The 22606-nt window shown below is 64.4% G+C and carries 24 protein-coding genes and 1 tRNA gene; 8 read left to right on the top strand and 17 right to left on the bottom strand.

The features are described 5' to 3' along the window. Nucleotides 1-1718: M14 family metallopeptidase (locus tag NTZ26_04960; protein ID MCX6559845.1), on the bottom strand; the 1718-nt coding region annotated here is incomplete at its 3' end. A 193-nt stretch (nucleotides 1719-1911) separates the two neighbouring features. On the opposite strand from NTZ26_04960, the gene NTZ26_04955 reads away from it, so the two are divergent. Continuing rightward, on the top strand, nucleotides 1912-2097 hold the full coding sequence (locus NTZ26_04955) for a hypothetical protein (GenBank protein MCX6559844.1): 186 nt from the start codon (nucleotides 1912-1914) through the stop codon (nucleotides 2095-2097). Between the two features lie 154 nt (nucleotides 2098-2251). Here NTZ26_04955 and ispF read toward each other — a convergent pair whose 3' ends face one another. The 14 genes from ispF to NTZ26_04885 all read right to left on the bottom strand — a co-directional run bounded on the left by ispF (nucleotide 2252) and on the right by NTZ26_04885 (nucleotide 12997). Then, nucleotides 2252-2767 (bottom strand): 2-C-methyl-D-erythritol 2,4-cyclodiphosphate synthase, encoded by a 516-nt coding sequence (gene ispF / locus NTZ26_04950; GenBank protein MCX6559843.1) that lies wholly within the window; start codon nucleotides 2765-2767, stop codon nucleotides 2252-2254. 174 nt (nucleotides 2768-2941) lie between these two features. After that, on the bottom strand, nucleotides 2942-3607 hold the full coding sequence (gene ispD, locus NTZ26_04945; protein ID MCX6559842.1) for a 2-C-methyl-D-erythritol 4-phosphate cytidylyltransferase: 666 nt from the start codon (nucleotides 3605-3607) through the stop codon (nucleotides 2942-2944). A 2-nt stretch (nucleotides 3608-3609) separates the two neighbouring features. Then, nucleotides 3610-4596, bottom strand: coding sequence for a TRAM domain-containing protein (locus tag NTZ26_04940; protein ID MCX6559841.1), 987 nt, complete (start codon nucleotides 4594-4596; stop codon nucleotides 3610-3612). A gap of 42 nt (nucleotides 4597-4638) precedes the next feature. Next, nucleotides 4639-6003 carry a DNA repair protein RadA gene (gene radA, locus NTZ26_04935; protein MCX6559840.1) on the bottom strand — a complete coding sequence of 455 codons (1365 nt, stop codon included), beginning with the start codon at nucleotides 6001-6003 and terminating at the stop codon, nucleotides 4639-4641. Nucleotides 6004-6006: 3 nt separating this feature from the next. Then, entirely contained in the window at nucleotides 6007-7410 is a 1404-nt protein-coding gene (gene dnaB / locus NTZ26_04930) for a replicative DNA helicase (protein ID MCX6559839.1), read from the bottom strand. A gap of 86 nt (nucleotides 7411-7496) precedes the next feature. Then, nucleotides 7497-8075, bottom strand: a complete 579-nt coding sequence (gene rplI, locus NTZ26_04925) for a 50S ribosomal protein L9 (GenBank protein MCX6559838.1) — start codon at nucleotides 8073-8075, stop codon at nucleotides 7497-7499. 11 nt (nucleotides 8076-8086) lie between these two features. Continuing rightward, nucleotides 8087-8377 carry a 30S ribosomal protein S18 gene (rpsR, locus tag NTZ26_04920; protein MCX6559837.1) on the bottom strand — a complete coding sequence of 97 codons (291 nt, stop codon included), beginning with the start codon at nucleotides 8375-8377 and terminating at the stop codon, nucleotides 8087-8089. Between the two features lies 1 nt (nucleotide 8378). Beyond that, nucleotides 8379-8777, bottom strand: coding sequence for a 30S ribosomal protein S6 (gene rpsF / locus NTZ26_04915; GenBank protein MCX6559836.1), 399 nt, complete (start codon nucleotides 8775-8777; stop codon nucleotides 8379-8381). A 78-nt stretch (nucleotides 8778-8855) separates the two neighbouring features. Continuing rightward, nucleotides 8856-9413, bottom strand: a complete 558-nt coding sequence (gene pth / locus NTZ26_04910) for an aminoacyl-tRNA hydrolase (protein MCX6559835.1) — start codon at nucleotides 9411-9413, stop codon at nucleotides 8856-8858. Between the two features lie 3 nt (nucleotides 9414-9416). Next, nucleotides 9417-10091 carry a 50S ribosomal protein L25 gene (locus tag NTZ26_04905; GenBank protein ID MCX6559834.1) on the bottom strand — a complete coding sequence of 225 codons (675 nt, stop codon included), beginning with the start codon at nucleotides 10089-10091 and terminating at the stop codon, nucleotides 9417-9419. A gap of 12 nt (nucleotides 10092-10103) precedes the next feature. Further along, the gene (locus tag NTZ26_04900; protein ID MCX6559833.1) at nucleotides 10104-11033 is read right to left on the bottom strand and encodes a ribose-phosphate pyrophosphokinase; all 930 of its coding nucleotides are present in this window, start codon (nucleotides 11031-11033) and stop codon (nucleotides 10104-10106) included. Between the two features lie 42 nt (nucleotides 11034-11075). Next, nucleotides 11076-11147 (bottom strand) — tRNA-Gln (locus NTZ26_04895). A gap of 855 nt (nucleotides 11148-12002) precedes the next feature. Then, nucleotides 12003-12680 carry a hypothetical protein gene (locus NTZ26_04890; GenBank protein MCX6559832.1) on the bottom strand — a complete coding sequence of 226 codons (678 nt, stop codon included), beginning with the start codon at nucleotides 12678-12680 and terminating at the stop codon, nucleotides 12003-12005. 29 nt (nucleotides 12681-12709) lie between these two features. Beyond that, nucleotides 12710-12997: a hypothetical protein gene (locus tag NTZ26_04885; protein MCX6559831.1), complete on the bottom strand. Its 288-nt coding sequence runs from the start codon at nucleotides 12995-12997 to the stop codon at nucleotides 12710-12712. A 726-nt stretch (nucleotides 12998-13723) separates the two neighbouring features. Between NTZ26_04885 and amrB the strand changes: the two genes are divergently transcribed. The 5 genes from amrB (at nucleotide 13724) to NTZ26_04860 (ending at nucleotide 19424) form a co-directional block, all read left to right on the top strand. Beyond that, entirely contained in the window at nucleotides 13724-15214 is a 1491-nt protein-coding gene (amrB, locus tag NTZ26_04880; protein MCX6559830.1) for an AmmeMemoRadiSam system protein B, read from the top strand. A 69-nt stretch (nucleotides 15215-15283) separates the two neighbouring features. Further along, nucleotides 15284-15682, top strand: coding sequence for a zinc ribbon domain-containing protein (locus NTZ26_04875; GenBank protein MCX6559829.1), 399 nt, complete (start codon nucleotides 15284-15286; stop codon nucleotides 15680-15682). Nucleotides 15683-15701: 19 nt separating this feature from the next. Then, the gene (waaF, locus tag NTZ26_04870) at nucleotides 15702-16712 is read left to right on the top strand and encodes a lipopolysaccharide heptosyltransferase II (GenBank protein ID MCX6559828.1); all 1011 of its coding nucleotides are present in this window, start codon (nucleotides 15702-15704) and stop codon (nucleotides 16710-16712) included. Nucleotides 16713-16719: 7 nt separating this feature from the next. Beyond that, nucleotides 16720-17304, top strand: coding sequence for a D-glycero-beta-D-manno-heptose 1,7-bisphosphate 7-phosphatase (gene gmhB, locus NTZ26_04865; protein ID MCX6559827.1), 585 nt, complete (start codon nucleotides 16720-16722; stop codon nucleotides 17302-17304). Beyond that, complete coding sequence (locus NTZ26_04860) at nucleotides 17268-19424, top strand: bifunctional (p)ppGpp synthetase/guanosine-3',5'-bis(diphosphate) 3'-pyrophosphohydrolase (GenBank protein MCX6559826.1); 2157 nt, start codon at nucleotides 17268-17270, stop codon at nucleotides 19422-19424. The genes gmhB and NTZ26_04860 overlap by 37 nt, the downstream gene beginning before the upstream one ends. A gap of 15 nt (nucleotides 19425-19439) precedes the next feature. Here NTZ26_04860 and rpmB read toward each other — a convergent pair whose 3' ends face one another. Together rpmB and NTZ26_04850 are read right to left on the bottom strand one after the other, a co-directional pair. Continuing rightward, on the bottom strand, nucleotides 19440-19631 hold the full coding sequence (rpmB, locus tag NTZ26_04855; GenBank protein ID MCX6559825.1) for a 50S ribosomal protein L28: 192 nt from the start codon (nucleotides 19629-19631) through the stop codon (nucleotides 19440-19442). 76 nt (nucleotides 19632-19707) lie between these two features. After that, nucleotides 19708-20625 carry a bifunctional 5,10-methylenetetrahydrofolate dehydrogenase/5,10-methenyltetrahydrofolate cyclohydrolase gene (locus tag NTZ26_04850; protein MCX6559824.1) on the bottom strand — a complete coding sequence of 306 codons (918 nt, stop codon included), beginning with the start codon at nucleotides 20623-20625 and terminating at the stop codon, nucleotides 19708-19710. Nucleotides 20626-21573: 948 nt separating this feature from the next. On the opposite strand from NTZ26_04850, the gene NTZ26_04845 reads away from it, so the two are divergent. Together NTZ26_04845 and NTZ26_04840 are read left to right on the top strand one after the other, a co-directional pair. Beyond that, entirely contained in the window at nucleotides 21574-21951 is a 378-nt protein-coding gene (locus tag NTZ26_04845; protein ID MCX6559823.1) for a tetratricopeptide repeat protein, read from the top strand. Further along, nucleotides 21938-22597, top strand: coding sequence for a hypothetical protein (locus tag NTZ26_04840; protein MCX6559822.1), 660 nt, complete (start codon nucleotides 21938-21940; stop codon nucleotides 22595-22597). Before NTZ26_04845 ends, NTZ26_04840 begins: the two co-directional genes overlap by 14 nt. Nucleotides 22598-22606: the final 9 nt, after the last annotated feature.

Here is a 22606-nt window from a genome sequence, read left to right as displayed (position 1 = left end):
ACGGCAACGCTGTCCGGCCGCACGATCTTGACCCGATCGGCCATCTTAAGGGCGGTCGGCAGATACCCCTGATTGGCCACCGTTACGGTCAGCTCGAAGACGTCCTTTTCTTTCTTGAGCGGCTTGAGCCCGCCCCCCATGACCTTGAGCAGGGGCAGGGATTTGTACATAAACAGGTTGAACTTGGCTTCCTTGACGATCCAATCCTCGAGCAGCTCCACGGGCGGGTTCTGGCTCCAGAACTTGGGGTTGAAGCCGCCGATTTCGACCTCGCCCAGAACGGGATGGTTGAACTTGGTCCAGGGCTTGAAATAGCGGCCGCCGAGCGTTTCGTCGATGAACCGGAGCTGTTCGAGGGTCGTGACCCGGCCGTCGCCGTCGTAATCCTGCAAACGGCCTCCGTTCCAAAGCTCGTCGCCGTACCATACGGCGCCGTAATAGAGATAGCCGAAATCGGGCGAATGGCCGAAGAGGGGAGACCCTCGAGGGGGCTCGGGCTCCTCGCCGGCCGCGGCGCCGGGCCGGCCGCCCATCCCGCCGCCGCGCTCGCCGCCGGTGGAGTAGTCGAAGTAGGTGTCGCCGGCCCGGGAGTAGCCGGTCAGCTTCTTGCCTTCCTGATCGAAGAACTTATAGATCTTCAGATCCTCGGGGAACATAGCCTCGTCCATTTTGCTCGTGGACGGCCCGTGCAGAAGCATCGGCACGCTCGTATCCATGGTCTGAACGACCGAGACATTGGGGTGCTCGAGGAGGAATAGGACGACATAGCGCGTCTCCACCTCGGACAGCGGGTAGTCCCCGGCCCCGCCCTGCGTCCAGCCGCGGCCGGTCAGGTCCAGGCCGGGCATGGGCCGCCAGTTCTCGGGATAGTTGCGGTGCAAGTCCAGGCCGCCGATGCCGTCTTCGTTGACCCGGCCGTCGCCGTCGTTGTCGATCCCCTCGCTCTGGACGATATAGTCACCCTTGCCGTCGGTGGCCCGGATCATGGCCCGGCCGCTCTTGTCGGCCGGATCGATGATCATCGTGCCCTTGCCCGGCTCGACCTTTTTGCGGACCTGCAGGATGAACCCATCGCCGTCGAGGTCCTCGGGCGGGTCTTCGTCCAGCAGTCCGTCGCGGTCGTCATCATAAGGCTTGACGGTGCTGCGCAGGGACTGGGCCGTCTGAAGGTAGAGCTCGGATCCGTCGGGGTTGTTTTTGACCCTGACATAGAGGGCCCGGGTGTCCACCAGCGCGGTGATTTCGGGGTCCTTGCCGTATTGGGTCAGGACGTGGTGGGCCAGCCAGAGGGCGGACTCGGCCGCCGTGACTTCGCCCGAATGGCGGTTGCCCTCGACGAACATGGCCGGCTTGTCGGTGTCCTTGCCGGTCGCCTTGTTGGTGATCGTGATCTGCCAGATGTCGCGCCCTTCGAAGCTTTTGCCGACCGAGTAGAGATCAACCAAGCCCGGGTAGTCCTTGGCCCATTGCTGCAGGAAGGCCGTGATCTCGTCGTAAGTATGGTAGTGGAGAAAGTCCATCGTCCCCGGCGTCTTGGGCTTGACGAAGACATAGTTGGCCCTGGGGAAGAAGCTGGCCCCGTGGCGGACGCCGCCGACGATGTAGGCGTTCGTCGGCTTCGGTTCGAAGCCGCCCCGCGGGAAGTCCTGGCCGGCGGCGGACAACAGGACGAGCCCGCACAAGGCCCCGAAAGCGACGGCGCGGAATGAAGTTTTCATGGGGGAAACGCTCCTTTCTCGAAGGCTGCCCGGAGCATACTCCGCCACTGCGCGCGAAGTCAATTCAGGCCCGGAATCGGCGCGGTGAAGCCCTGATCCCTTTTCCCTATCGGATCGCTCGTAAAAATAATTGGAACCTTTTTGCGAGATCCATCGTCTTAAATAATGGAAACGATAAATAAGGAGAAAAACAATGAAAGCCATACAGAAACTCGGGATCTTCGCCGCGGCCCTGGTGCTGAGCCTGATCGGGTTCAGCCTGATCGCGTCGCCGTCCGTAGGCATGCTGCAGATCGGCAAGCAGGCCGGTAACGAGATCATCGCCAACTACCTGCAAAAGATCGAAGCCCCGCCCGTGTTCATCACCGTCCGCGGCTAAGATCGAGGCAAGTCTTTGAAGAATCGTTCGGAGAGCCGGGAAGAGAGGGTGGTCATCGAAACGGCGGTCCTGTCAAGGATGGACCGAGACCCAGACCAAAACACCGCGCGTTCGGCCCGCCCCATTCCCATCCGATAGAACCCCCAGGAAGGCTCTATGAGATCTTCCTGGGGGATTTTTTTTGCCCGCCGGGGGATAGAAGCGCCACGGCCCAGCAGGCGATGGCGCCGCCGCGACCGATGAGCCCGGTCGCCTCGTTGGTCTTGGCTTTGATCCCCAGCCGGTCCGGCCGGATCCCGAGCCGCGGACAGAGCGCGGCCTTGATGGCCGCGACATGTGGTCCGATTTTCGGCCGCTCGGCCACGACCACCACGTCCACGTGGCGGACGGCCAACCGGCGCTTCTTCAGCCCGGCCATGACGGCATCCAGCAACTCGAGGCTGCGGGCGCCTTTATAGCGCACGTCGGTGTCCGGAAACAGCGTCCCGATGTCGCCTTGGCCCGCGGCCCCCAGCAGGGCGTCGATGACGGCGTGGATGAGGGCGTCGCCGTCGGAATGCCCCAACAAGCCCCGGTCATGCGGGATCTCGACGCCGCCTAAGAAGAGCGGGCGCCCTTTGACCAGTCGGTGTAAATCGTATCCCAGCCCGATCCTAGTGTCCCGTCTCATGAAGATAACTCCCATGATCGCCCTGGAGACGGGACACTTCCAGGGGGGAGACAAGCTCCCCCCTCGGCGCTGCGCTGACCCCCTGAGGGAGGCTTCGCCGCCCCCCTCATACTCCCCAGCGGTTGTGCGTCTTCCAAGTTCAGATTCATCTCAACGAATTTCCGGGACGCACAACTAGCGTCCAAGGAAGGCCTCCGCCGCGGTCAGGTCCAACGGGGACGTGATCTTGAGGTTGCGGAGATCGCCGGGGACGATCATGACCGGCAGGCCCAGCCGTTCGAGCAGCGACGCCTCGTCCGTGCCGGAGACCCCGGCCTCCCGGGCCGCGTCCAAAGCCCGCAGGAGCAGCCCTGCCGCAAAGCCCTGCGGCGTCTGGACCCGAACCAGCCGGTCGCGCTCGATCGTGCGGACGATGCGCCCGGATTCGACTTCCTTGACGGTATCCTCGAGCGGAAGTCCGGGCACGGCGGCGCCGAAGGCCCGGGCGCCTTCCAGAACCCGTTCGATGAGGTCCTGGGTCACGAGCGGCCGAGCCCCGTCGTGGATCAAGACGATGTCGTCGTCCTTGAGCTTGAGGGCGGCTACTCCGTTGGCCACCGAATCCTGGCGGCGCTCCCCTCCGCGCACGACGGCGGTGACCTTGGCGTAGCGGGAAGCGTCCTTGGCCCCTTGGGCCGCCTCACCCAGGACGAGGACGACGGCGTCGACATGCGGGCTGGCATCGAAGGCGGCCAGGCTCCAATCCAGGACCGGACGGCCCCGCAGCGGCGCAAACTGCTTGAGCCCGCCGAAGCGACGTCCTTCGCCGGCAGCGACGATCACGGCCGCGACCCGGCTCATGCTCAGCGGTCCTCGTTGTAGCGGCCGAAGATCATCTTGCCCACCGTGGTTTGCAGGACCGAAGTGACGGTGATGTCGATGGTCTGGCCGATCCAGCGGCGGGAGTTGTCGACCACGACCATCGTCCCGTCATCCAGGTAGGCGACGCCCTGGTCCTTCTCCTTGCCTTCCTTGATCAGGAAAACTCTCATTTGCTCGCCGGGCAGGACGACGGGCTTGAGGGAATTGGCCAGCTCGTTGGTATTGAGGACGGCCAGGCCGTGCAGCCGGGCCACCTTGTTCAGGTTGACATCGTTGGTCACGATCTTGCCGTCCATCTGCTTGGCCAGCTCGATCAGCTTGGAGTCCACGTCGCGCACTTCGGGGAAGTCGAGCTCCGTGATCATGACCGAAACGGTCTTGGACTTTTGGAGGTGGTCCAGGATGTCTAGGCCGCGCCGGCCGCGCTGGCGTTTGAGCCCATCGGCCGAGTCGGCCACAAGCTGGAGCTCCTTGAGCACGAACTGGGGCACAACCAGGGTGCCCTCGATGAACCCGGTGTCGCAAAGGTCGGCGATGCGGCCGTCGATGATGACGCTGGTGTCCAGAATCTTGTAGACGCGGCCGACGCTCTTTTCCCGGAAGAAGCGGAAGAGGTAGGCCGGGTCCAGCCATTCGGACTTCCGCGTCCCGGTCAGAAATCCGATGTACGGCATGATCAGGAGAAAGAGAATCCGCAGGAAGCGGGCCGAGGAAGCGTCCGTCGCGACAGTGGCGGCCACCGTCCCCAAGCCCCAGCCCAGGGCGACGCCGGCGAAAGTCCCCACGGTCGAGCCCCAGATGATCTTAAAGGGCGTCTTGCGGATGAGGGTCTCGAGATAAATGATCACCCCGGCCAGCAGGAGGCCGACCGCGGCCGCCAGCCGCGGAGCGAGGCCGAACGGGGGGACGAAGTAGCCCGCCGCCGCGGCTAAAAGAAGGATGAACAAGCGGAAGATCAGGATGCCCATGGACCGGCCTCTTCAAGGATGATGAGTGCGGACTCCATTATATTACAAAACGAGATCGACGGCCTTGCGGACGGAGGGGACTCCGATCAGCCGGACGTCGGGCAGGCTTTCCTTTTCCAGGCCGGGGAGGTTGCCCTGCGGCAGGATCACCGTATCGAACCCCAGGGCGGCGGCTTCGCGGACCCGGGCCGCGGCTTGGCCCACGGAGCGGACCTCGCCGCTCAGGCCGACCTCGCCGAACGCGGCCAAGCCGGGCGGGGCGGGGCGGTTCTTGAGGCCGGAGACGACGGACAGGACGATCCCCAGATCGGCCGCCGGCTCCTCGATCGTGACACCGCCGGCCACGTTGAGGTAGATGTCTTCGCCGGCGAAGCTGTAGCCCAGCTTCTTCTCCACCACCGCCAACAGCATGGCCGTCCGGAAATGGTCCAGCCCGACCGACATCCGGCGGGGGTTGCCGGCGAACAGGGTCGAGGAAACGAGCGACTGCACCTCGATCAGCAGCGGGCGCGAGCCCTTGATGGTGGCGACGACGACGCTGCCGGGTTCGTTGGCCGGACGCTCCTTGAGGAAGAAGGCCGAAGGGTTGGGGATGGGCTGCAGCCCGGCCGAGGTCATCTCAAAGATGGCCAGCTCGGAGACCGGGCCGAAGCGGTTCTTGAGGGCCCGCAGGACCCGGTGGCTGTGGTCGCGCTCGCCCTCGAACAGCAGGACGACGTCGACCATGTGCTCGAGCGACTTGGGTCCGGCCAGGGCGCCTTCCTTCGTGATATGCCCGATTAAGAAGGCGGCGACGCCGTTCCTCTTGGCGTACCGGAAGACCTGGTTGGCGACCTCGCGGACCTGGCTGATCGTGCCGGGGCTGGAACTGAGCTTGGAGGAATAGACGGTCTGGATCGAGTCCACCACCAAGACCTGCGGCCGCAGCCGCTCGGCCTGGGCCAGGATCCGCTCCAGGCCGGTCTCGGCCAGGAGGAAGAGCGCGTCGCCGGGCGCGCCCAGGCGGTCGCCCCGCAGCTTGATCTGCTCCAGCGATTCCTCGCCGGAGACGTAGAGGACGGTCTCGCCCCGGCCGGCAAAGTCGCCTGATATCTGCAGGAGGAGGGTCGACTTGCCGATCCCCGGCTCGCCGCCGATCAGCACCAGCGATCCCATAACGACCCCGCCGCCCAGAACCTTGTTGAACTCCTCCATCCCGACCCGGACCCGCGGCTTGCGGGCCGCTTTGATGTCCTTGTAGGCGACCGGCTCGGCCGGGGCGAAAGCGGCTTCTTCGGCAACGGCCGGGCTCTCGACCAGCTCTTCGACCAGGGTGTTCCATTCGCCGCAGGACGGGCAACGGCCCATCCACTTGGGGGTCTGGGCGCCGCAGGACTGACAGATGAAGACGGCCTTGGGCTTGGCCACGGCTCACTCTTCGTCGCCGGACCGGGACCTCTGGATGAGGGCCCGCACGGCGGCCTGGTCGGTGCTCTCGAACTTGGCGAACTTGTCGCGGAAGGCGACGTAGATCGAATCAGTCGGGCCGTTGCGCTGCTTGGCCACGTCGATCTCGGCGATTCCCTTCCAGGTGTCGTCCTTGAGCCGGTCCTCCTTGGAAAGATACCGCTCCTTGCGGTAGATGAACATGACCACATCGGCGTCCTGCTCCAGGGCGCCCGACTCGCGCAGGTCCGAGAGCTGGGGCTTGGGCTCCTTGCGGCCCTTCTCCGGGGCCCGGCTGAGCTGGGAGATGCCGACGACGGGGATGTGCAGCTCCTTGGCCAGCTCCTTGAGGGAGCGGGAGATGTTGGCCATCTCCTGGTTGCGGTTCTCGAACCGGTCGCCGGCCCGCATCAGCTGGATGTAGTCCAGGAAAACGATGTCCAGATGATGCTCCAGCTTCAGTCGGCGCGCCTTGGCCTTCATCTCGGTCAGCGACAGGCCGGGCGTCTCGTCGATGTAGATGCGGGCCCGCGACAGCGACTCGGCGCTCAGCCGCAGGCGCTCCATCTCGACGTCGTTGACGAATCCGGAGCGGGCCTCCCGGATGTCCACCTCCGCGTCGGCGCAGAGCATGCGCATGGCCAGGGATTCCTTGGACATTTCCATGGAGAAGAAACCGACCGCGTAGTTGGTCTTCAGTCCGACGTGCTGAGAGATGTTCAGGCACAGAGCGGTCTTGCCCATGGAGGGCCGGGCCGCGACGATGATCATCTCGGACGGCTGAAAGCCCAGGGTCAACCGGTCCAAGTCGGGAAATCCGGTCGGCACCCCGGTCACGGCGTTGTTTTTGCCGCGGTGCTCCTCGATGATCTTGAGGGCCGGCTCGGCGATTTCGCGAAGCGGGATGAAGCCCTGCTTGATCCGCTGCTCGGAAGCGTCAATGATGGCCGCCTGGGCCTCGCCCAGGAGGTCGTCGGGGTCCATCTTCTCCTCGTAGCCGGCCTGGATGATGCGGGCCGAGGCGAAGATGAGCCGGCGGAGGACGGCCTTTTCCTTGATGACCCGGGCGTAGTATTCGACGTTGAGGCTGCGCGGGACGCCGTCCACGAGCGAGCCGATGTAGGCCGCCCCGCCGACCTCGTCCAGGAGGCCGGCCCGGCGAAGCTCCTCGTTCAGGCTGAGCAGCTCCACCCCAACGTGTTTCTCGATCAGGACGATGATGGCGCCCAGGATCTTTTTGTGGGCGTCTTTATAGAAATCGTCGAGGCTGATGATCGATAGGACGACGTTCAGGTTTTCGTTGGCCACCAGGATGGCGCCCAGGACCGTCCGCTCGGCTTCGGGGCTGTGGGGCGGCGTCTTCTTCAAGAACATCAGGTCGAGTTCCACGCGCCCCTCCTTCCGTCCATGCGGAGATGAAAGCCCCGCCGCCATCGCCATCGCCGTTGGCGGCGATGGCGATGGGGACTGATGTCTTAGACTTCGGTTTCCGGCTTTTCGACCGGCTCGGGCTTGGCGGCCGGCTCGGTCGCGGATTCGCCCTCTTCGACCGTCTTCGCCGGTCGATTGGGGCTCATCGGGGCGACGGCAGAGCCTGCCGGCGCCTCTTCCTCTTCCTTGACGACTTGGACTTTGATCTCGGCCCGATCGTCGTGGTAGATCTTGATCGGGACGGCGTAGTTGCCCAGCCGTTTGAGCGGCTCGTCGAGGACGATCTTCTTCTTGTCGATGTCGAAGCCCAGCTTGTCCAGGGCGTCCTTGAGGTCGGACGCACTGACCGATCCGAAAATGTGGTCCTTTTCGCCGGCCTTCCGGGCGAAGGTCAGGGTCACTTGGTTGAGCTTCTTGATCAGGTCCTGGAAGCTCGAGCGCTCGACCTCGACTTTCTTCTTCAGCGAAGCCTTCTCGATGTCGATCATCTTCAGGTTGGAGGCGGTGACCTCCAGAGCCAGCTTGCGGGGGATCAGGTAATTGCGGCCGTAGCCGGCGGCGACATTCAAGATGTCGCCCTTGTGGCCGACGTTCTCCACGTCCTGCTTCAGGATGACCTTCATGGGGCTCTCCCTCAGCTCTCGACGTAGGGCAGCAGCGCCAGGTGGCGGGCCCGCTTGATGGCCTCGGCCAGCTTGCGCTGGTGGAAGGAGCAGGTCCCGGTGACACGCCGGGGGGAGATCTTGCCGCGGTCGGGGATGTACTTCTTCAGGATATCAGCCGATTTGTAGTCGATGAACTTGACGTTCCGCTGACAGAACCGGCAGAACTTTTTCTTGGGGGGGAAGAACTTCTTGTAGCCGCCGCGCTCCTGGCGGTCGGGCCGCTCGTCGCGGCGATCTCGGGGTCCGCTGGATTCAGCCATCTTACGCCTCCTCGCGTTTCTTGTCCGCCGGGGCCTCGGCGGCGGCGTCCGGGGCCGGGGCTTCGCCCGGCTTGGGCTTGCTGTGGGGCTTCTTCTTGCGGCGCATGTTCTGCTGCGTCTCCTTGATCAGGGTCAGGTAGCGCAGAACCGTGTCCATCTGGCGGAACCGCCGGGCCAGCTCGGCCGGGATGTCGGGGCCGCCCTCGTAGTGGAAGAAGAAGTAGTAGGCGTCGTGGAACTTGCCCAGGGCATAGGCCGTCCGGCGCTTGCCCCACTTGTCCACCTTGGCCATCTTGCCCTGACGCTGGGCGATGACGTCGGCCATCTGGGTGACGATGGCCTCGGCCTCCTCTTCGGTCAATTGGGGGGAGAGGAGGAACCCCGTCTCGTACTGTCTCATCGCGTTCTCCTTATGGTTTAGCAGCCCTCACTCTTACGGTGAGGACAAGGAGGGGGATTTTTAGGTCCCCTCGTGCATTCAATTATAATCGTTCATGGCCTTGTCGATATTCCCGGCCAGGACCAGGTCGAGAGCCTCCACGGCCCGGTCCAGGGCTTCGTCGAACGCTTTCCGCTCGTCCTTGCGAAAGGGCGCCAGGACGAAGCGGACGATGTCGGCGCCGGCCGGAGCCGGCCCGATGCCCAGCCGCAGCCGGGGAAACCCGGTCGTGCCCAGGCAGGCCGTGACGGAGGCCATACCCTTGTGCGTCCCGGGGCTGCCTTCGCGGCGGACCCGGATCTGGCCGAGCGGGATGTCGACGTCGTCGTAGGCCACCAGCAGGCGGTCCGGAGCGACCGGTCCGCCGCAGACGATGGCCTGGGCCGACTGGCCGCTGTCGTTCATGAAGGTCTGGGGCAGGGCCAGCAAGACCCGCTCGCCGCCGCGCCGGCCCTCGCCGGTCTTGGCCAGAAAGCGGTTCTTCTTCAGGCGCACGTCCCACTCCTCGGCCGCCCGCTTGACCAGCAGAAAGCCGGCATTATGCCGCGTCTCCGCGTAGCGACGGCCCGGATTCCCCAGGCCCACGACGGCCCACAAAGGTCACCCCTTCTCCTCTTCCTTGCCCTTCTCGGCCCGTTCCTTCTTGATGACCTCGGGCTCGGCCGCGGCGGCCTCCGCACCTTCGACACCCTCTTCGACCACAGGGGCCTCCACTTTCTCCTCGTGCGGCACCTGGACCAGGGCGATGACCACGCCCGGCTCGGTGATGAGCTTGATGCCTTCGGGCAGGGCCACCTCGGACGCCTTGAGCGACTGGTGGATGTGAAGCTCCGAGACGTCGACGGCGAGATGCTCGGGGATAAGGGCCGGCAGACACTCGACGGTCAACTCGCGGGTCATGAAGTCGATGAACCCGCCCTCGGTCTTGACGCCGAAGGCCTCGCCGACGAGCTCGATCGGGACCTGGACCCGGATGATCTTGTCCATGGCGATCTGGATCAGATCGGCATGCAGAACCTCGTCCGTGGTCGAGTCGATCTGAACGTCCTTGATCATGACGTCCCGCTCCTCGGTCCCCACGGCGATCCGGAACAGGGTGTTCAAGCCCAGCTCGGACTTGAGGATCTGGATGACGTCCTTCTTGCTCAGGACGAGCGGCAGGCTGGCAACCCCCGCACCGTAGAGGATGGCGGGAAGCTTGCCGGACTGCCGGATGCGGTAAGACGCGTTCTTGCCGAAAGCGTCGCGTTTTTCGCTGGGGATGACCAGGCTCATGGATTTTTCTCCTTAGTCGAACAGTGAGCTCACGGAGCTGCGCTCGTTGATCCGCCGGATGGCTTCGCCGAAGAGCTCGGCCACCGACAGGGTCCGTATCTTGGGACAGCCCTTGCTGGCTTCGTTGAGGGGGATGGTGTTGGTGACGATCAGCTGCTCGATGGGCGAGGCCATCAGCCGCTCGACGGCCGGGCCCGAGAGGACGGGGTGGGTGGCGCAGGCCAAGACCCGCTTAGCCCCCGACTTGACCAGGGCTTCGGCCCCCAGGACCAGGGTCCCGGCGGTGTCGACCATGTCGTCGTAGATGACGCAATTCTGGTCCGTGACGTCGCCGATGACGTTGAACACCTCGGCCACGTTGGGGCGGGGACGGCGCTTGTCGATGATGGCCAGCTTGGCCCCCAGCTTCTTGGCGAAATGCTTGGCCCGGCCCACGCCGCCGGCATCGGGGGAGACGACGGTCAGCTCGCCCAGCCCCAGGCTGAGCAGATGCCGGGTCAGGACGGGGACGCTGGTCAGGTTGTCCACGGGGATGGAAAAGAAACCCTGAATCTGGGGCGAGTGCAGGTCCATGGCCAGCAGGCGGTCGGCGCCGGCCGCTTCCAGCAGGTCGGCCATCAACCGGGCCGAGATGGGCACCCGGGGTCGGTCCTTCCAATCCTGGCGGGCGTAGGCGTAATACGGCATGACCGCCGTGATCCGCTCGGCCGAGGCCCGCTTGAAGGCGTCGATCATCAGAAACAGCTCCATCATGTGGGCGTTGGCCGGATGGCAGCCGCTCTGGATGATGAAGATGTCTTCGCCGCGCACGTTCTCGTCGATGTAGTAGTGGATCTCGCCGTCGCTGAAGCGCTCCAGGACGCTGTTGCCCAGGAACTTCTTGCCGTACTGGGCGATCTCCTGCGCCAGGGGGAGGTTGGAGCTCCCGGCAAAGATCTTCATGGTCCTTCCTTTATCGTCGAATTCAGCACTTATCGCCTGGTTCTGGGGCGGGAGGATTCGAACCCCCGAATGGCGGGTCCAAAGCCCGCTGCCTTACCACTTGGCGACACCCCAGCCTCGATGTCCGGCCAGCCTTGCTCCCGGGTCACGGTTTCCAGAAGGACAAAACGGCTCGGCCCGGAAGCCGCGGCCAGGCAATCGCCGGCCGCGCTCCGGTCGCGGAACACTCCGTACACCGCCGAGCCCGATCCCGTCACCAGGGACAATTCGGCGCCCCGGGCCTGGAAAAACCGCTTTATCTCTTGGAGCTGAGGATAAAAGCGAAAGATCGTCCCCTCGAGTTCGTTCTCGAGAGAGGCGATCTCTCCGGTCTCGAAAAAGCGGCTTATTCTACTGTTTTCAGGCCTCGAAGTCAATGACGGGGCGGGGGGCTCGAGAGCGCGGTAGATGAGAGGGGTCGGGACGGGGAAATCGGGGATCGCTAGAACGAGGAAGCGGAGCTCGAGCTCGACCAAGGGCGTCAGCACGTCGCCGATGCCCTCGCCCAGGCACAGCCCCCCGGTGAAGAAGAACGGCACATCCGCTCCGAGCTCACGGCCCAACCCGGCCAGCTCGCCGGGCTCGAGGCCCAGCTCCCAAAGGCGATTGAGTCCGAGAAGCGTCATGGCCGCGTCGCTGCTGCCGCCGGCCAGCCCCCGGCCGGCCGGAATCCGCTTCTCGACCCGGATCGCGGCCCCCCGCGCGGCTCCGGTCCGATGCTGCAGGAGACGGGCCGCCTTGACGATCAGGTTCGTCTCGTCCCAGGGGACTTCGGGATCATCGCCCGCGATCCGCACCTCGGGCCCGGGGATCTCCTCGATCTCCAGGACATCATGCAGGCCGACCCATTGAAACAGGGTCCTTATATCGTGATAGCCGTCGGGCCGGCGGCGCACAACCTCCAAGCCGAGGTTGATCTTGGCGAAGGATTTAATCCTCATCGCGAAGCAGCCTCTCCATCTCGAGCTTCGTCAAGCGGACAAATGAAGGAGGGAGGGACGGCCGGCGGGCCGCAGCGGCGCCCGCCTCGTTCGCGGTCAGGCCGAGCACGGTCAGCGACCCCGAACTGGTCGCGGCCCGGAAGCCGAGCTTGCGCGGGACGGCCGAGCGAGGGAATAGCTCGTCCACACGGAAATCGAAACCGTTCCGGCTGCCCGCGATGACGCAGCCTTGCGCATCGCGCGTCAAGGTCCAGCCGGCGGGACTCCCGGCTCCGTCCGGACCGTCCGGCCAGCGGCCGCTCAGCAGGCCGACCATTTCGGCGACGCTCAACGGAAATCCCAGCCCAGCCTCAAGCACGTCGGCCCTGGCTCCGGTCCAATAGGCTTTTCGGGCCGGGACAACGAGGGTGGCTTCTTCGCCCTCGACGACCACCGAGAAGATCGTCCGGCTCAGGGGGTCAAGGGCTTCCAGGCCGGCCCGCTCCGGCGGGACGAGCAGAAAGACCATCTTGGCCCGGGCCGACGCGCCGCCGCGGGAGTAGCGGATCGAAGCGGATCCCTGGATGGACTCGATTCGTTCGGGAAGGGGGGCCAGCGAGAGACGGCCCGGGCGGCAGGCAACGGCCAGGAGAACGACTGCCGCGCCAATTGCGAATCGGCCTTTCACCGGTCGGTTCCTCTTGCTGCGGCGCGCCGTCAATCGAGCTTGAAGCCGTAGTCCTCGGCTTTGGCTTTGGCTTCGGGAGAGACGTCGGCCCGGGGCGCGCCGGGCTCATCCAGCTTGAACCCGTAATCGCTGGTCTGGATCCGCTTGCGCTTCTCCAGGCGCACGGCCTCGGCCTCGCGCTGCATGCGCTTGCGCCGCAGGATCGGGTAGAAGGGGGATTTGAGCTTCTTCCCGAAACAGGCCATATTGGGGTTGCGGATGAGCAGAAGGATGAAGACCCCGAAAACGATTAATATACCGTAAGTCCCGATGTTCATGATTATTCCTCGCGGCCCGGGCGGCCCTGCAGGGCGCACCGGAGCCTAATTATACATTCGCGGCGCTAGAACCCCGATTTTCAAATCGGGGTCATAAGCGCCGCTCAGTATTAACCCTGCAAATACCCCGGGCTTTAGCCCAGGGCATCGAGCGGGTTTATTATAGGCGGGAAGAAGAGAAAAGGGAAGGCGGCCGCGGGGCCGGATGGGCCAAGGCCGTCAGTCTTCCTGAAACTCCGGGATCTTGCGGCGTTCCTTATCCCGGCCGATCTGGAATCCGATGACAAAGGCCGAGGTCACGACCATTGCGGTAAAGAGGATTCGAAAAAAGTCTTTCATCAGAACTACCCGCGATTATTGTAGCCGATGGCGCAAAAAAGTCAACTAGGAGGGGCTCCGGCGATGGGGGTTCGCTATGCGTAAATATTTGCGCCGTGGCGTCTCGCTTTTCTCGGCGGCTCGGAACTCGCGTTCCGCATTGATCTAACGGTGTTTGTACAGCCCGCTCAGACATCCTCGCCGTCCCGCTTCTTTCCGAGCGGGATACCCGCGAAAAACGAGAACACGCGGCGATATTTCCGCATAAGCGCTCACCCCCATCGCCGGCGCCTTTGTGGAAGGCTTCGTTTAAAGGCAAAACATCGCTTTAAGAAAGAACCCCAACAATAAAAAGTCGGTTTGATTTTTAGCTCGGCGGCTTCTATATTGAAGCCGGAGAACTACCCCATGAGAGTCCTACTGCTGCTGCTGACCGTTCTATTTCTCGTAGCCGGATTCGCCTTGGCCCAAGGCGTCCGCAAGCCCGTCTGGGCGGGCCAGTTCTATGACGCCGACGGCGAGCGCCTGGGACGGCAGATCGACGGCTTCCTGGCCGCCGCCGCCCCGGCCCACCCGGCCGGCCCGATCCGGGCCCTTATCGTGCCCCATGCCGGCTATGTCTATTCCGGCCGCATTGCCGCCCTCGGCTACAAGCTCGTCCAAAGCGCAGACTTCGAAACGGTGGTCATCCTCGGGCCGACGCATCGAGTCGACTTCCGGGGCGCCTCGATCTGGCCCGACGGCGCTTTCGAAACACCGCTTGGCTCGGCCGCAGTGGATGCCGAGGCCGCCGCCGCCCTGGCCAAGGCTACCGGATTCCGGTTCGTCCCTGAAGCCCATGCCGAGGAGCACTCGGTCGAGGTCCAAGTGCCGTTCATCCAGCGGGTCTTGCCGAAGGCCCGGATTGTGCCCATCGTCCTGGGTCGGCCCGATGAAGCAACGATGCGGACGCTGGCCTCGGCCCTGGCCGGGCTGGCCAAGTCCCGCAGGATCCTAGTCGTCGCCTCCACCGATATGTCCCATTTTCTGAACAAAAAGAAAGCCGCTGCCGAGGACGCCGCGACGATCGATCTGGTCCGCAGCCGCCAAACATCCGCCCTCCTGCGCCTGGTCGAGAGAGGGGAGAATATACTCTGCGGCGGAGCGGGCGTTCTGACGGCGCTCTATTACGCCGAACGCCTGGGGTCGCCGACCGTCGACATCCTCGCCCGCGCCGACTCAACCGAGGGCGGAGGCCCCGACGACCGCGTCGTCGGGTATTTCGCGGCCGCGATTTCGGTCCCGCCCGCTGGCGCGGATCAGGCCGGCAAAGAGGGAGCGGCCGTGTCGGGACGCTCGGCCAAGGAAGGGGAGCAAGCGGCTTCCTTGACGGACGAGCAGAAAAAAGAGCTTCTGGCCCTGGCCCGCCGGACCTTGGAATCGTTCCTGCGCGACGGTTCGCTCCCGTCCCTGCCGACCGCGAGCCCGCTCTACGCCGAGCCGCGTGGGGCTTTCGTCACCCTGACGAAGAACGGGGCGCTTCGAGGCTGCATCGGCTACATCGAGGCCGTTATGCCGCTGGCCCAGGCCGTCCGGCAGTGCGCCGTCTACGCGGCCACGGAAGACCCCCGCTTCCCGCGGGTCGCGGCCCGCGAGGTCAAGGATCTGAAGATCGAGATCTCAGTCCTGACTCCGGCCCGCCGGATCGACGACCCCAAGCTGGTCGAAGTGGGGAAGCACGGCCTAATCATGTCCCGCGACGGGCGCCGCGGCCTGCTCCTACCCCAGGTGGCCGCCGAATATCACTGGGGACGGGAGGAATTCCTGGGCCAGACCTGCCTCAAAGCTGGGCTGCCGGCCGACGCCTGGAAGAAGGGGGCTGTCATCGAGGTGTTCGAGGCGATCGTCTTCCGAGAGTAACGCTCCCCCAAAATCCTTAGAATTCTGCTATAATATGGGTTCTCTGATAGTTGCGCGAAGGAATCGGCTATGCCCATCTACGAGTATAAATGCGGCGCTTGCGGCCACCGGCTCGAGAAGCTGCAAAAGCTCTCCGATCCGCCCTGCAAGAAATGCCCCCAATGCGGCGGGTCCCTGACCAAGCTCATCTCCTCCCCGGCCATCCAGTTCAAGGGCAACGGCTTCTATATCACCGATTACGCCAAGAAGCACTCTCCCTCGGAGGAGAGAAAAGCCAAGGCGGACGTCGAGGCCAAGCCCGAAGCCAAGTCCGAGGCTAAGTCGGAGAAAAATGCCGAGACGGGCTCCGCCGCCGCCTCGACGAACCCCGATCGATCGGCCAAGCCCGCCGAAAAGGGCGAATTCGCGGCCAAGACCTCCGAGAGCAAGCCCGAAACAAAGACGCCGGCCAAAAAAACCTCGGATTGAGGTCCGGCCCGAAAGCCCTATGAAAATCGTCGTCCGCATCCCCAACTGGGTCGGCGATGCCATCCTCGCTCGCCCCGCCTTGGACAGCTTGGCGGCCCATTTTCCGGGCGCCGATATTGCGGTCGCGGCCGGCGCCGGAGTGCGCGATCTGTTCGGGACGGAGGCGGGCGGTCCCCGCGTTCTGGCCCTCAACGGCGCCAAGACCCGCGGCGAGCTCGTGGCCGCCGCCGAAGCGCTCCGGGCCGAAGCCTTCGACCTCGGCCTTCTATTCACCAATTCCTTCGGCTCGGCTCTCCAGTTCCGGCAAGCCGGCATCCCCGAGCGCTGGGGATACCGGAGAGACGGCCGGGGCTTGCTCCTGACCCGTGGCGTCAAGCCGCCCGATCCCCAGGCCGAGCCGCGCCATCAGATCTATTATTACCTCGATCTCCTGCGGAAGCTGGGCCTCCCGACGATCGAGCCCGAGCTCCGGTTCAGTCTTTCGCCGGCGGAGAAGCAGGCGGCCAAGACGCGGCTCCGCGAGCTGGGAGCCGACGACGGCCGGCCCCTCATCATCCTCAACCCGGGCGCCGCCTACGGGCCGGCCAAGCGCTGGCCGGCGGAGCGGTACGCGGCCCTGGCCGGCCTCTTCGTCCGCGACCGGAACGCCCGCATCCTTCTGACCGGTTCGGCCGACGAGGCTGCCCTGACGGCCGAGATCGCCGCTTCGCTCGACGAGCCGCCGATCGACCTGGCCGGCCGCACGACGCTGCGCGGCTTGTTGGCCCTCATCGGCGAAGCCGCTCTCTTCGTGACCAACGACACGGGACCCATGCACATGGCCAACGCTCTTCGCGTCCCGGTGGTCGCGATCTTCGGCCCGACCGAGCCGAGAGCGACGGCGCCGTTTCACGCCCCGGCCGCCGTGCTCAAGAAGGACGCGCCCTGCGGCCCCTGCCTCTACCGATCCTGCCCCTTCGACCATCGCTGCATGACGGCGATCACGGCCGAAGAGGCGTACCGGGCCGGCCTGGCCTTTCTCCAGGGATAACCCCGCCATGAGCCACCGGGCCGTTTTCCTCGACCGCGACGGAACGATCAACGTGGAGACCGGTTATCCCCGCGATTTTTCCCAGATCACGATCTACCCGGCGAGCTTCACCGCCATCCGCGCCGCCCGCGCGGCCGGGTTCAAGGTTGTCGTGGTGACCAACCAAAGCGGCATCGGCCGCGGCTACCTGGACGAGGCCACCCTGGAACGGCTCCACGCCCGCCTGGCCGAGGCCCTCGCGGCGGGCGGCGCGCCCGTCGACGCGATCTATTACTGTCCCCATCACGAGCAAGCCGGGCTGGGGGCTTACAAGACGGCCTGCGACTGCCGCAAGCCGGCCCCGGGCATGGCCCGGCGGGCCGCTCGCGAGCTCGACCTCGACTTGGCCGGATCCTTCATGATCGGCGACAAGGTCGAGGACGTCCGCTTCGGACTGGCCGCGGGGGTGACGCCGATCCTGGTCCGGACGGGCTACGGCCGCGACAGCGAATCCCGGCTGGCCGGGCTTGGGGTCGTGCCGGCCCACATCGCGGACGGCATCGGGGAGGCCGTCGCATGGGTCCTGGCGCGGGAACGGGCCGCCGGCCGATGATCCGTTTCGACGACATCCTGGACCGGGTCTCCTCCCGCTTGAGCGAGAAGGATATCCTCTTCCTGCAGAAGGCCTATGTCTTCTCGGCCCGAGCCCATAAAGGTCAGGTCCGCCGGTCGGGCGAGCCTTATTTAAGCCATCCCCTCGAAGTCGCCAACCAGTTGGCCGAAATGGGGCTGGACCGCACCACCCTGGCGGCCGGGCTCCTGCACGACGTGCTGGAAGACACCGACGTGACTGCGGACGAGCTGCGGGCGACGTTCGGCAAGGACGTCGCGGCGCTGGTCGAGGGCGTCACCAAGATCGGCCGGGTCGAGGATGTCCCGGCCGAGATCCGCCGGGCCGAGACGATCCGCAAAATCATCCTGGCCATGACCGACGACCTGCGAGTCATTTTCATCAAGCTGGCCGACCGCCTCCACAACCTCCAGACGCTCAAGTTCCTGGCCGAGCCGGCCCAAAAGCGGATCGCGGCCGAAACCCTCGAGATCTATGCTCCGATCGCCAACCGCCTCGGCATGGGCCGGATCAAGGCCGAGCTCGAGGATCTGGCCTTTCGGTATGTCGAGCCCGAGGCCTACTTCCGGATGGCGGCCCTGATCGATCCCCGGCGGAAGACGGCCGAAGCCGAGCTCCGCAAAGTGCGGCGGACTCTCGAGCGGCTGATGAAGGAAAACCGCATTCCGGCCGAGATCGTCTCGCGCATCAAGCGGCCCTACAGCATCCACCGCAAGATGCAGGACAAGCACATCGACTTCCCGCAGGTCTTCGACTTCCTGGCCCTGCGCATCATCACCGATTCGGTCAAGTCCTGCTACGCCGCGCTGGGCATCATCCACCAAAACTGGACCCACCTGCCGCAGCGCTTCCGCGATTTCATCGCCATGCCCAAGCCCAATCTCTACCAGGCCCTGCATACGACCATCATCACCGCCGACAAGCTGAGCTTCGAGATCCAGATCCGAACCCGGGAGATGCATGACCTGGCCGAGAACGGCATCGCCGCCCATTGGCGGTATAAGGAGGGGGATTCCCCAGCCGCGCCCAAAGAGGACAAGCGCCTCCTTTGGCTGCGGGAGATGGCCGAGCTGTTCCGGGACCAAAAGAACCCGCGCGAGTTCATGGAGAGTCTCAAGATCAACCTCATCCCGGAGGAGGTTTATGTCCTGACGCCCAAGGGCCGGGTCGAGGCTCTGCCCGCGGGCGCCTCGGCCCTCGATTTCGCCTTCCGCGTCCACACCGAGATCGGGCTTCACGCCGCCTCCGCACGCATCAACGGCAAACCCGCGCCGCTGAAGACCCTGCTGCGGACGGGCGACATCGTGGAGATCCAGACCGGGCCGGACAAAGGCCCGACCCGGACCTGGCTGAACATGGCCGTCACGTCCGCCGCCCGTCAGCAGATCAAGCGGCGGCTCAACCAATTGGAACAGGGCAAGGCGGTCGTCTTGGGCCGCAAGCTGTGGGACAAAGAGCTCCGCAAATACGACCTGCCGGCGGCGTTTCCGGCGGGCGAGGCGCTGCTCCCGGGGCTGCGGAAAGCGCTCCGGATCGAGACCGGATCGTTCGACTCCTTCTTGGCCATGGTCGGACGGGGAAGATTCGTCGTCAATCGCAAGCTGTTGGAGCGCCTGCTCCCCGCAGGGGCGAATCTGCGGCGCAAACCGGCCTTACCGGCCGAGCCCGAAATCCAAGTCATGGACCGAGCCCACTCCCTCATGCGGTTGGCCCGCTGCTGTTCGCCGGTCAAGGGGGAGCCGATCATCGGCTACATCACGTCCGGCAAAGGCATCACGATCCACGCCAGGCGCTGCGCTCTGGTGACCAAGGAAACCCTGGCCCCCGAGCGTGTCGTCGAAGTGGCTTGGGGAGCAGTGGCCCAGGACCATTACAAGGCTGGTCTGGTCATCCGGTCCATTGATGCACACGGGTTGTTGGCCAAGATCACCGCGGCCATATCGGCCCTCGGCGGAGATATCACCAAGGCCGAAGTGGAAACGACGCCGGATCGCAAAGCCAGAATCCGGGTCGCCCTCCGAATCCGCGACATCCAGGAGCTGCAGTCCATCGAAAAGGCGATATCCGGCATACCGGATGTGCAGTCGGTGGAGCGGGTCTGAAAGAGAAGATCAGGATTAGACGGCTTTCTGGACCTTTCCGGACCTCAGGCAGCGGGTGCAGACCCAGATCTGACGGTTGCCGGAATCGGTCTTGGCCTTCACATGCTGAAGGTTCGGGCTCCATTTCTTGGCCGAAGCCTTGTGAGAATGGCTGACGCTGTGCCCGAAGACGGGGCCTTTACCGCAGATTTCGCATAATTTCGGCATGATCGTTCTCTCTTTTATTAGGGAAAGGGAGCCTCTTTATACCATAGACGGCTATCCGGCCGCAACTTTTTTCCGGTCACAGCTTATGCCGGCGCTTGAAGGCGTCCAAGGTGTTCCGCATCAGCATGGCGATGGTCAGGGGCCCGACGCCGCCGGGGGAGGGGGTCAGCCAGGCTGCTTTGTCGATGACCCGCGGCTGGACGTCGCCGACCCAAGTATAGCCCTTGTCGTCGATCTCCTTCTCGCGCCTGGGATCCTCGCCGAACAATCGCCGGACCAGGGCCTTGTCGCCGATCGCGTTGCTGCCCACATCGATGACGACCGCGCCCTCCTTGACAAACTCCGGGCCGACGAAGCCGGGCTTGCCCATCGCGGCGACGAGAATGTCGGCCCGAGCGCAAACGCCGGGCAGGTCCTTGGTCTTGCTGTGGCAGATGGTGACCGTCCCGTTCTCGTTTGTGATCATGACCGAAAGGGGCTTGCCGACGATCAGGCTGCGGCCGATGACGACGACGTCCTTGCCCTCGATGGCCGTCCCGGTCGAACGGATGAGCTCCAGGCAGCCGCGCGGCGTGCAGGCGCTCAAGCAGGGCTGGTTCTGCAGGAGCAGTCCCAGGCTGATCGGGTGGATGCCGTCCACGTCCTTGCCCGGATCGATCCAAGAGATGACTTCTTGGGTATCATAGCCCTTGGGCAGGGGGAGCTGGACGAGGATGCCGTCCACCCGGTCGTCGGCGTTGAGGCCTTCGATGCGGGCTTTCAGGTCGAGCCGCGAGATACCGGCCGGCAGATACTGGATCTGACCGAAGAGCCCCAAGTTTTGGCAGGCTTTCTCCTTCATCCGCAGGTAGCTTTGCGAGGCCGGGTTGTCGCCGACCAGCACGCCGACGAGGCCTGGCACTTTCCCCGAGGCCTCACGGGCCGCGGCGACTTCGGCCTTGACCTGCTCCCGGATCTTGTCCGCGACGGGCTTCCCTTCCAGCCATTGACCCATGAGTATTCTCCTGCTTCGATTCGGGGCCATTATAATGGGACTTCCTTGCGCAGGGAAGCCTTTTCCGTTTGCCTTCCAAATTGATCGCGAAGGCGAGAATTGAAAGGCTCTTCGCCCAATTCCGGGAAGGGCGGTTCAGGGTCACCGTTGGGGGCAACGGTGCTATGCGCCGTGATCGGATTTCCCGAAATTCTTGATCCGAACAATATCGACGGCGCATTGATCGTCCCGGCCAATCCGCTCGGCGCCTCCAGCGCTTCGCAGTCCTCGTAGGGACGTCGCTTCGATAGTCTCCGCGAGGGCGGAACTCCGCATACTCGATCTCTCGGTCTTGCACGACCTCCCACTCAGTCTCGTTGCCAATGATGGTTGCGTGCTCAAACATCCCTCGGCGCCCGCAGCGCTTCGCAGTCCTCGAAGGGACGTCGCTTCGAAAGTCCCCGCGAGGATTGGCTTCCCTCAGAGAGCTATGGAAAAAGGCGTCGCCCTCGCGGTTTCGCCGTTGGCCGATACCCCAAACCGCCTGGTCTTCCCGAAATTGGGTAAAGATCAAATTATAAAAACTAGGGGACGAAGGGGCTCCCCTGACGGGGGACCCATCATCGGGTTTTCCATCTAACGGCCCACAGCCTGCCACCCCCTCATAGAAACCTTATCCGCTTGACTTGCATCTTATCGGGCAGAAAAAATCAAGAATTAGGGGCGAAGGGGATGCCCCGCCGAAACCCGTTGACGACCGAGCGCGCATGGTCCCTGCCGAATCGGATCAAGGAGCCGATGAGGCGGGGGCGCGAGGGAGGAAATCGGAGCGAACATTCCGCGCTGGGGAATGGAGCGTGTTTCGGGGGGCATCCCCTGAGCCCCCTCTTATTGGCATAGAAGTTGCACATACCCCTATCCTTGACGATGGCCGGGAAAAGCGTTCTAATTGAACCAAGGACGAACGGCATGAAAATGAGATTCGCCGCGGCCCTTGCGGCCGCCCTGCTCCTCGCCGCCTGCGCCTCGGTCCCAACTCCCCTACGCCCCTCCGACCAGCTCCAATTCGGGGTCTGGGCGTCCCAAAACAACCTTTGGGACGAGGCCATCTTCCGCTGGAAGAAGGCCCTCCAGGCCAACCCCCGGTCCGTCGCGGCCCTCAACAACCTGGCCGTGGCCTACGAAAAGAAGGGGTTGTTCAAGGAAGCCCTGGCCGAATACGAAGCCGCCCTCAAAATCGCCCCCAACGATTCCTATGTAAAATCCAATCTGCAGAAATGTAAAGAAAATATCCAGCCCCCGGCCGCTACGGCGGAACCAAAGAAGGCCCCCGATGCGAAAAAATAGCCTCGGCCTCGTCCTTCTGGCCCTCGGCCTGGCGGCCTGTTCGACCGAACGGACCGCCAAAGTGAATCTGGAGGTCCCGGGCGAGCCCGCCCTGAATTGGAGCGCCGTCAAGTCGGTCGTGCTGACCGGCTTTTTCACTGAAAAAGAAGTCAAGGGCCTCGACCTCAACAAGGCCCTGATCGAATATTTCCGCGACGCGCTTAAGCCTCGTCTCCACGCCGCCGTCACGGAGAAGCCCATCGCTTGGCCTTCCGCCGCCGCGCTCGAGTCGCGGGACTTCTGGAAGGGGGCGGCCGCGGGGCCGGACCGGACCCTCATCCTGACGGGCAAGGCGGCCTTCAGCCAGGAAGCACGAAAAGCCCTGATGGACGGCGAGCGGCGGGAGATCGACGAAGGCCCCTTCAAGCCGATCAGTCCCTGGTCGGAGCAGAAGTCGTTTGCCGTGACGCTCGATTTGGCCCTGATCGATCCCGTCTCGGGAGCGGTCGTCTTCCGCAAGGAATACAAGGACGCCGTATCCACCGACAATGCCCGCCAGACGGCCGAGTTCGCCCTCTACGATCTCATGGGCCGGATCCAGCCCCGCTTGTTCCGCGCCCTTTTCGGGGCCGAGCGGGCTCAAGACCGGTACCTCCTGTTGAGATAAGGAGCCCCT

The sequence above is a fragment of the Candidatus Aminicenantes bacterium genome, from assembly GCA_026393855.1.
Classification (GTDB): domain Bacteria; phylum Acidobacteriota; class Aminicenantia; order Aminicenantales; family UBA4085; genus UBA4085.
Note: the sequence above shows the minus strand (reverse complement) of the source record. Positions and strands in the feature narration are given on the sequence as shown.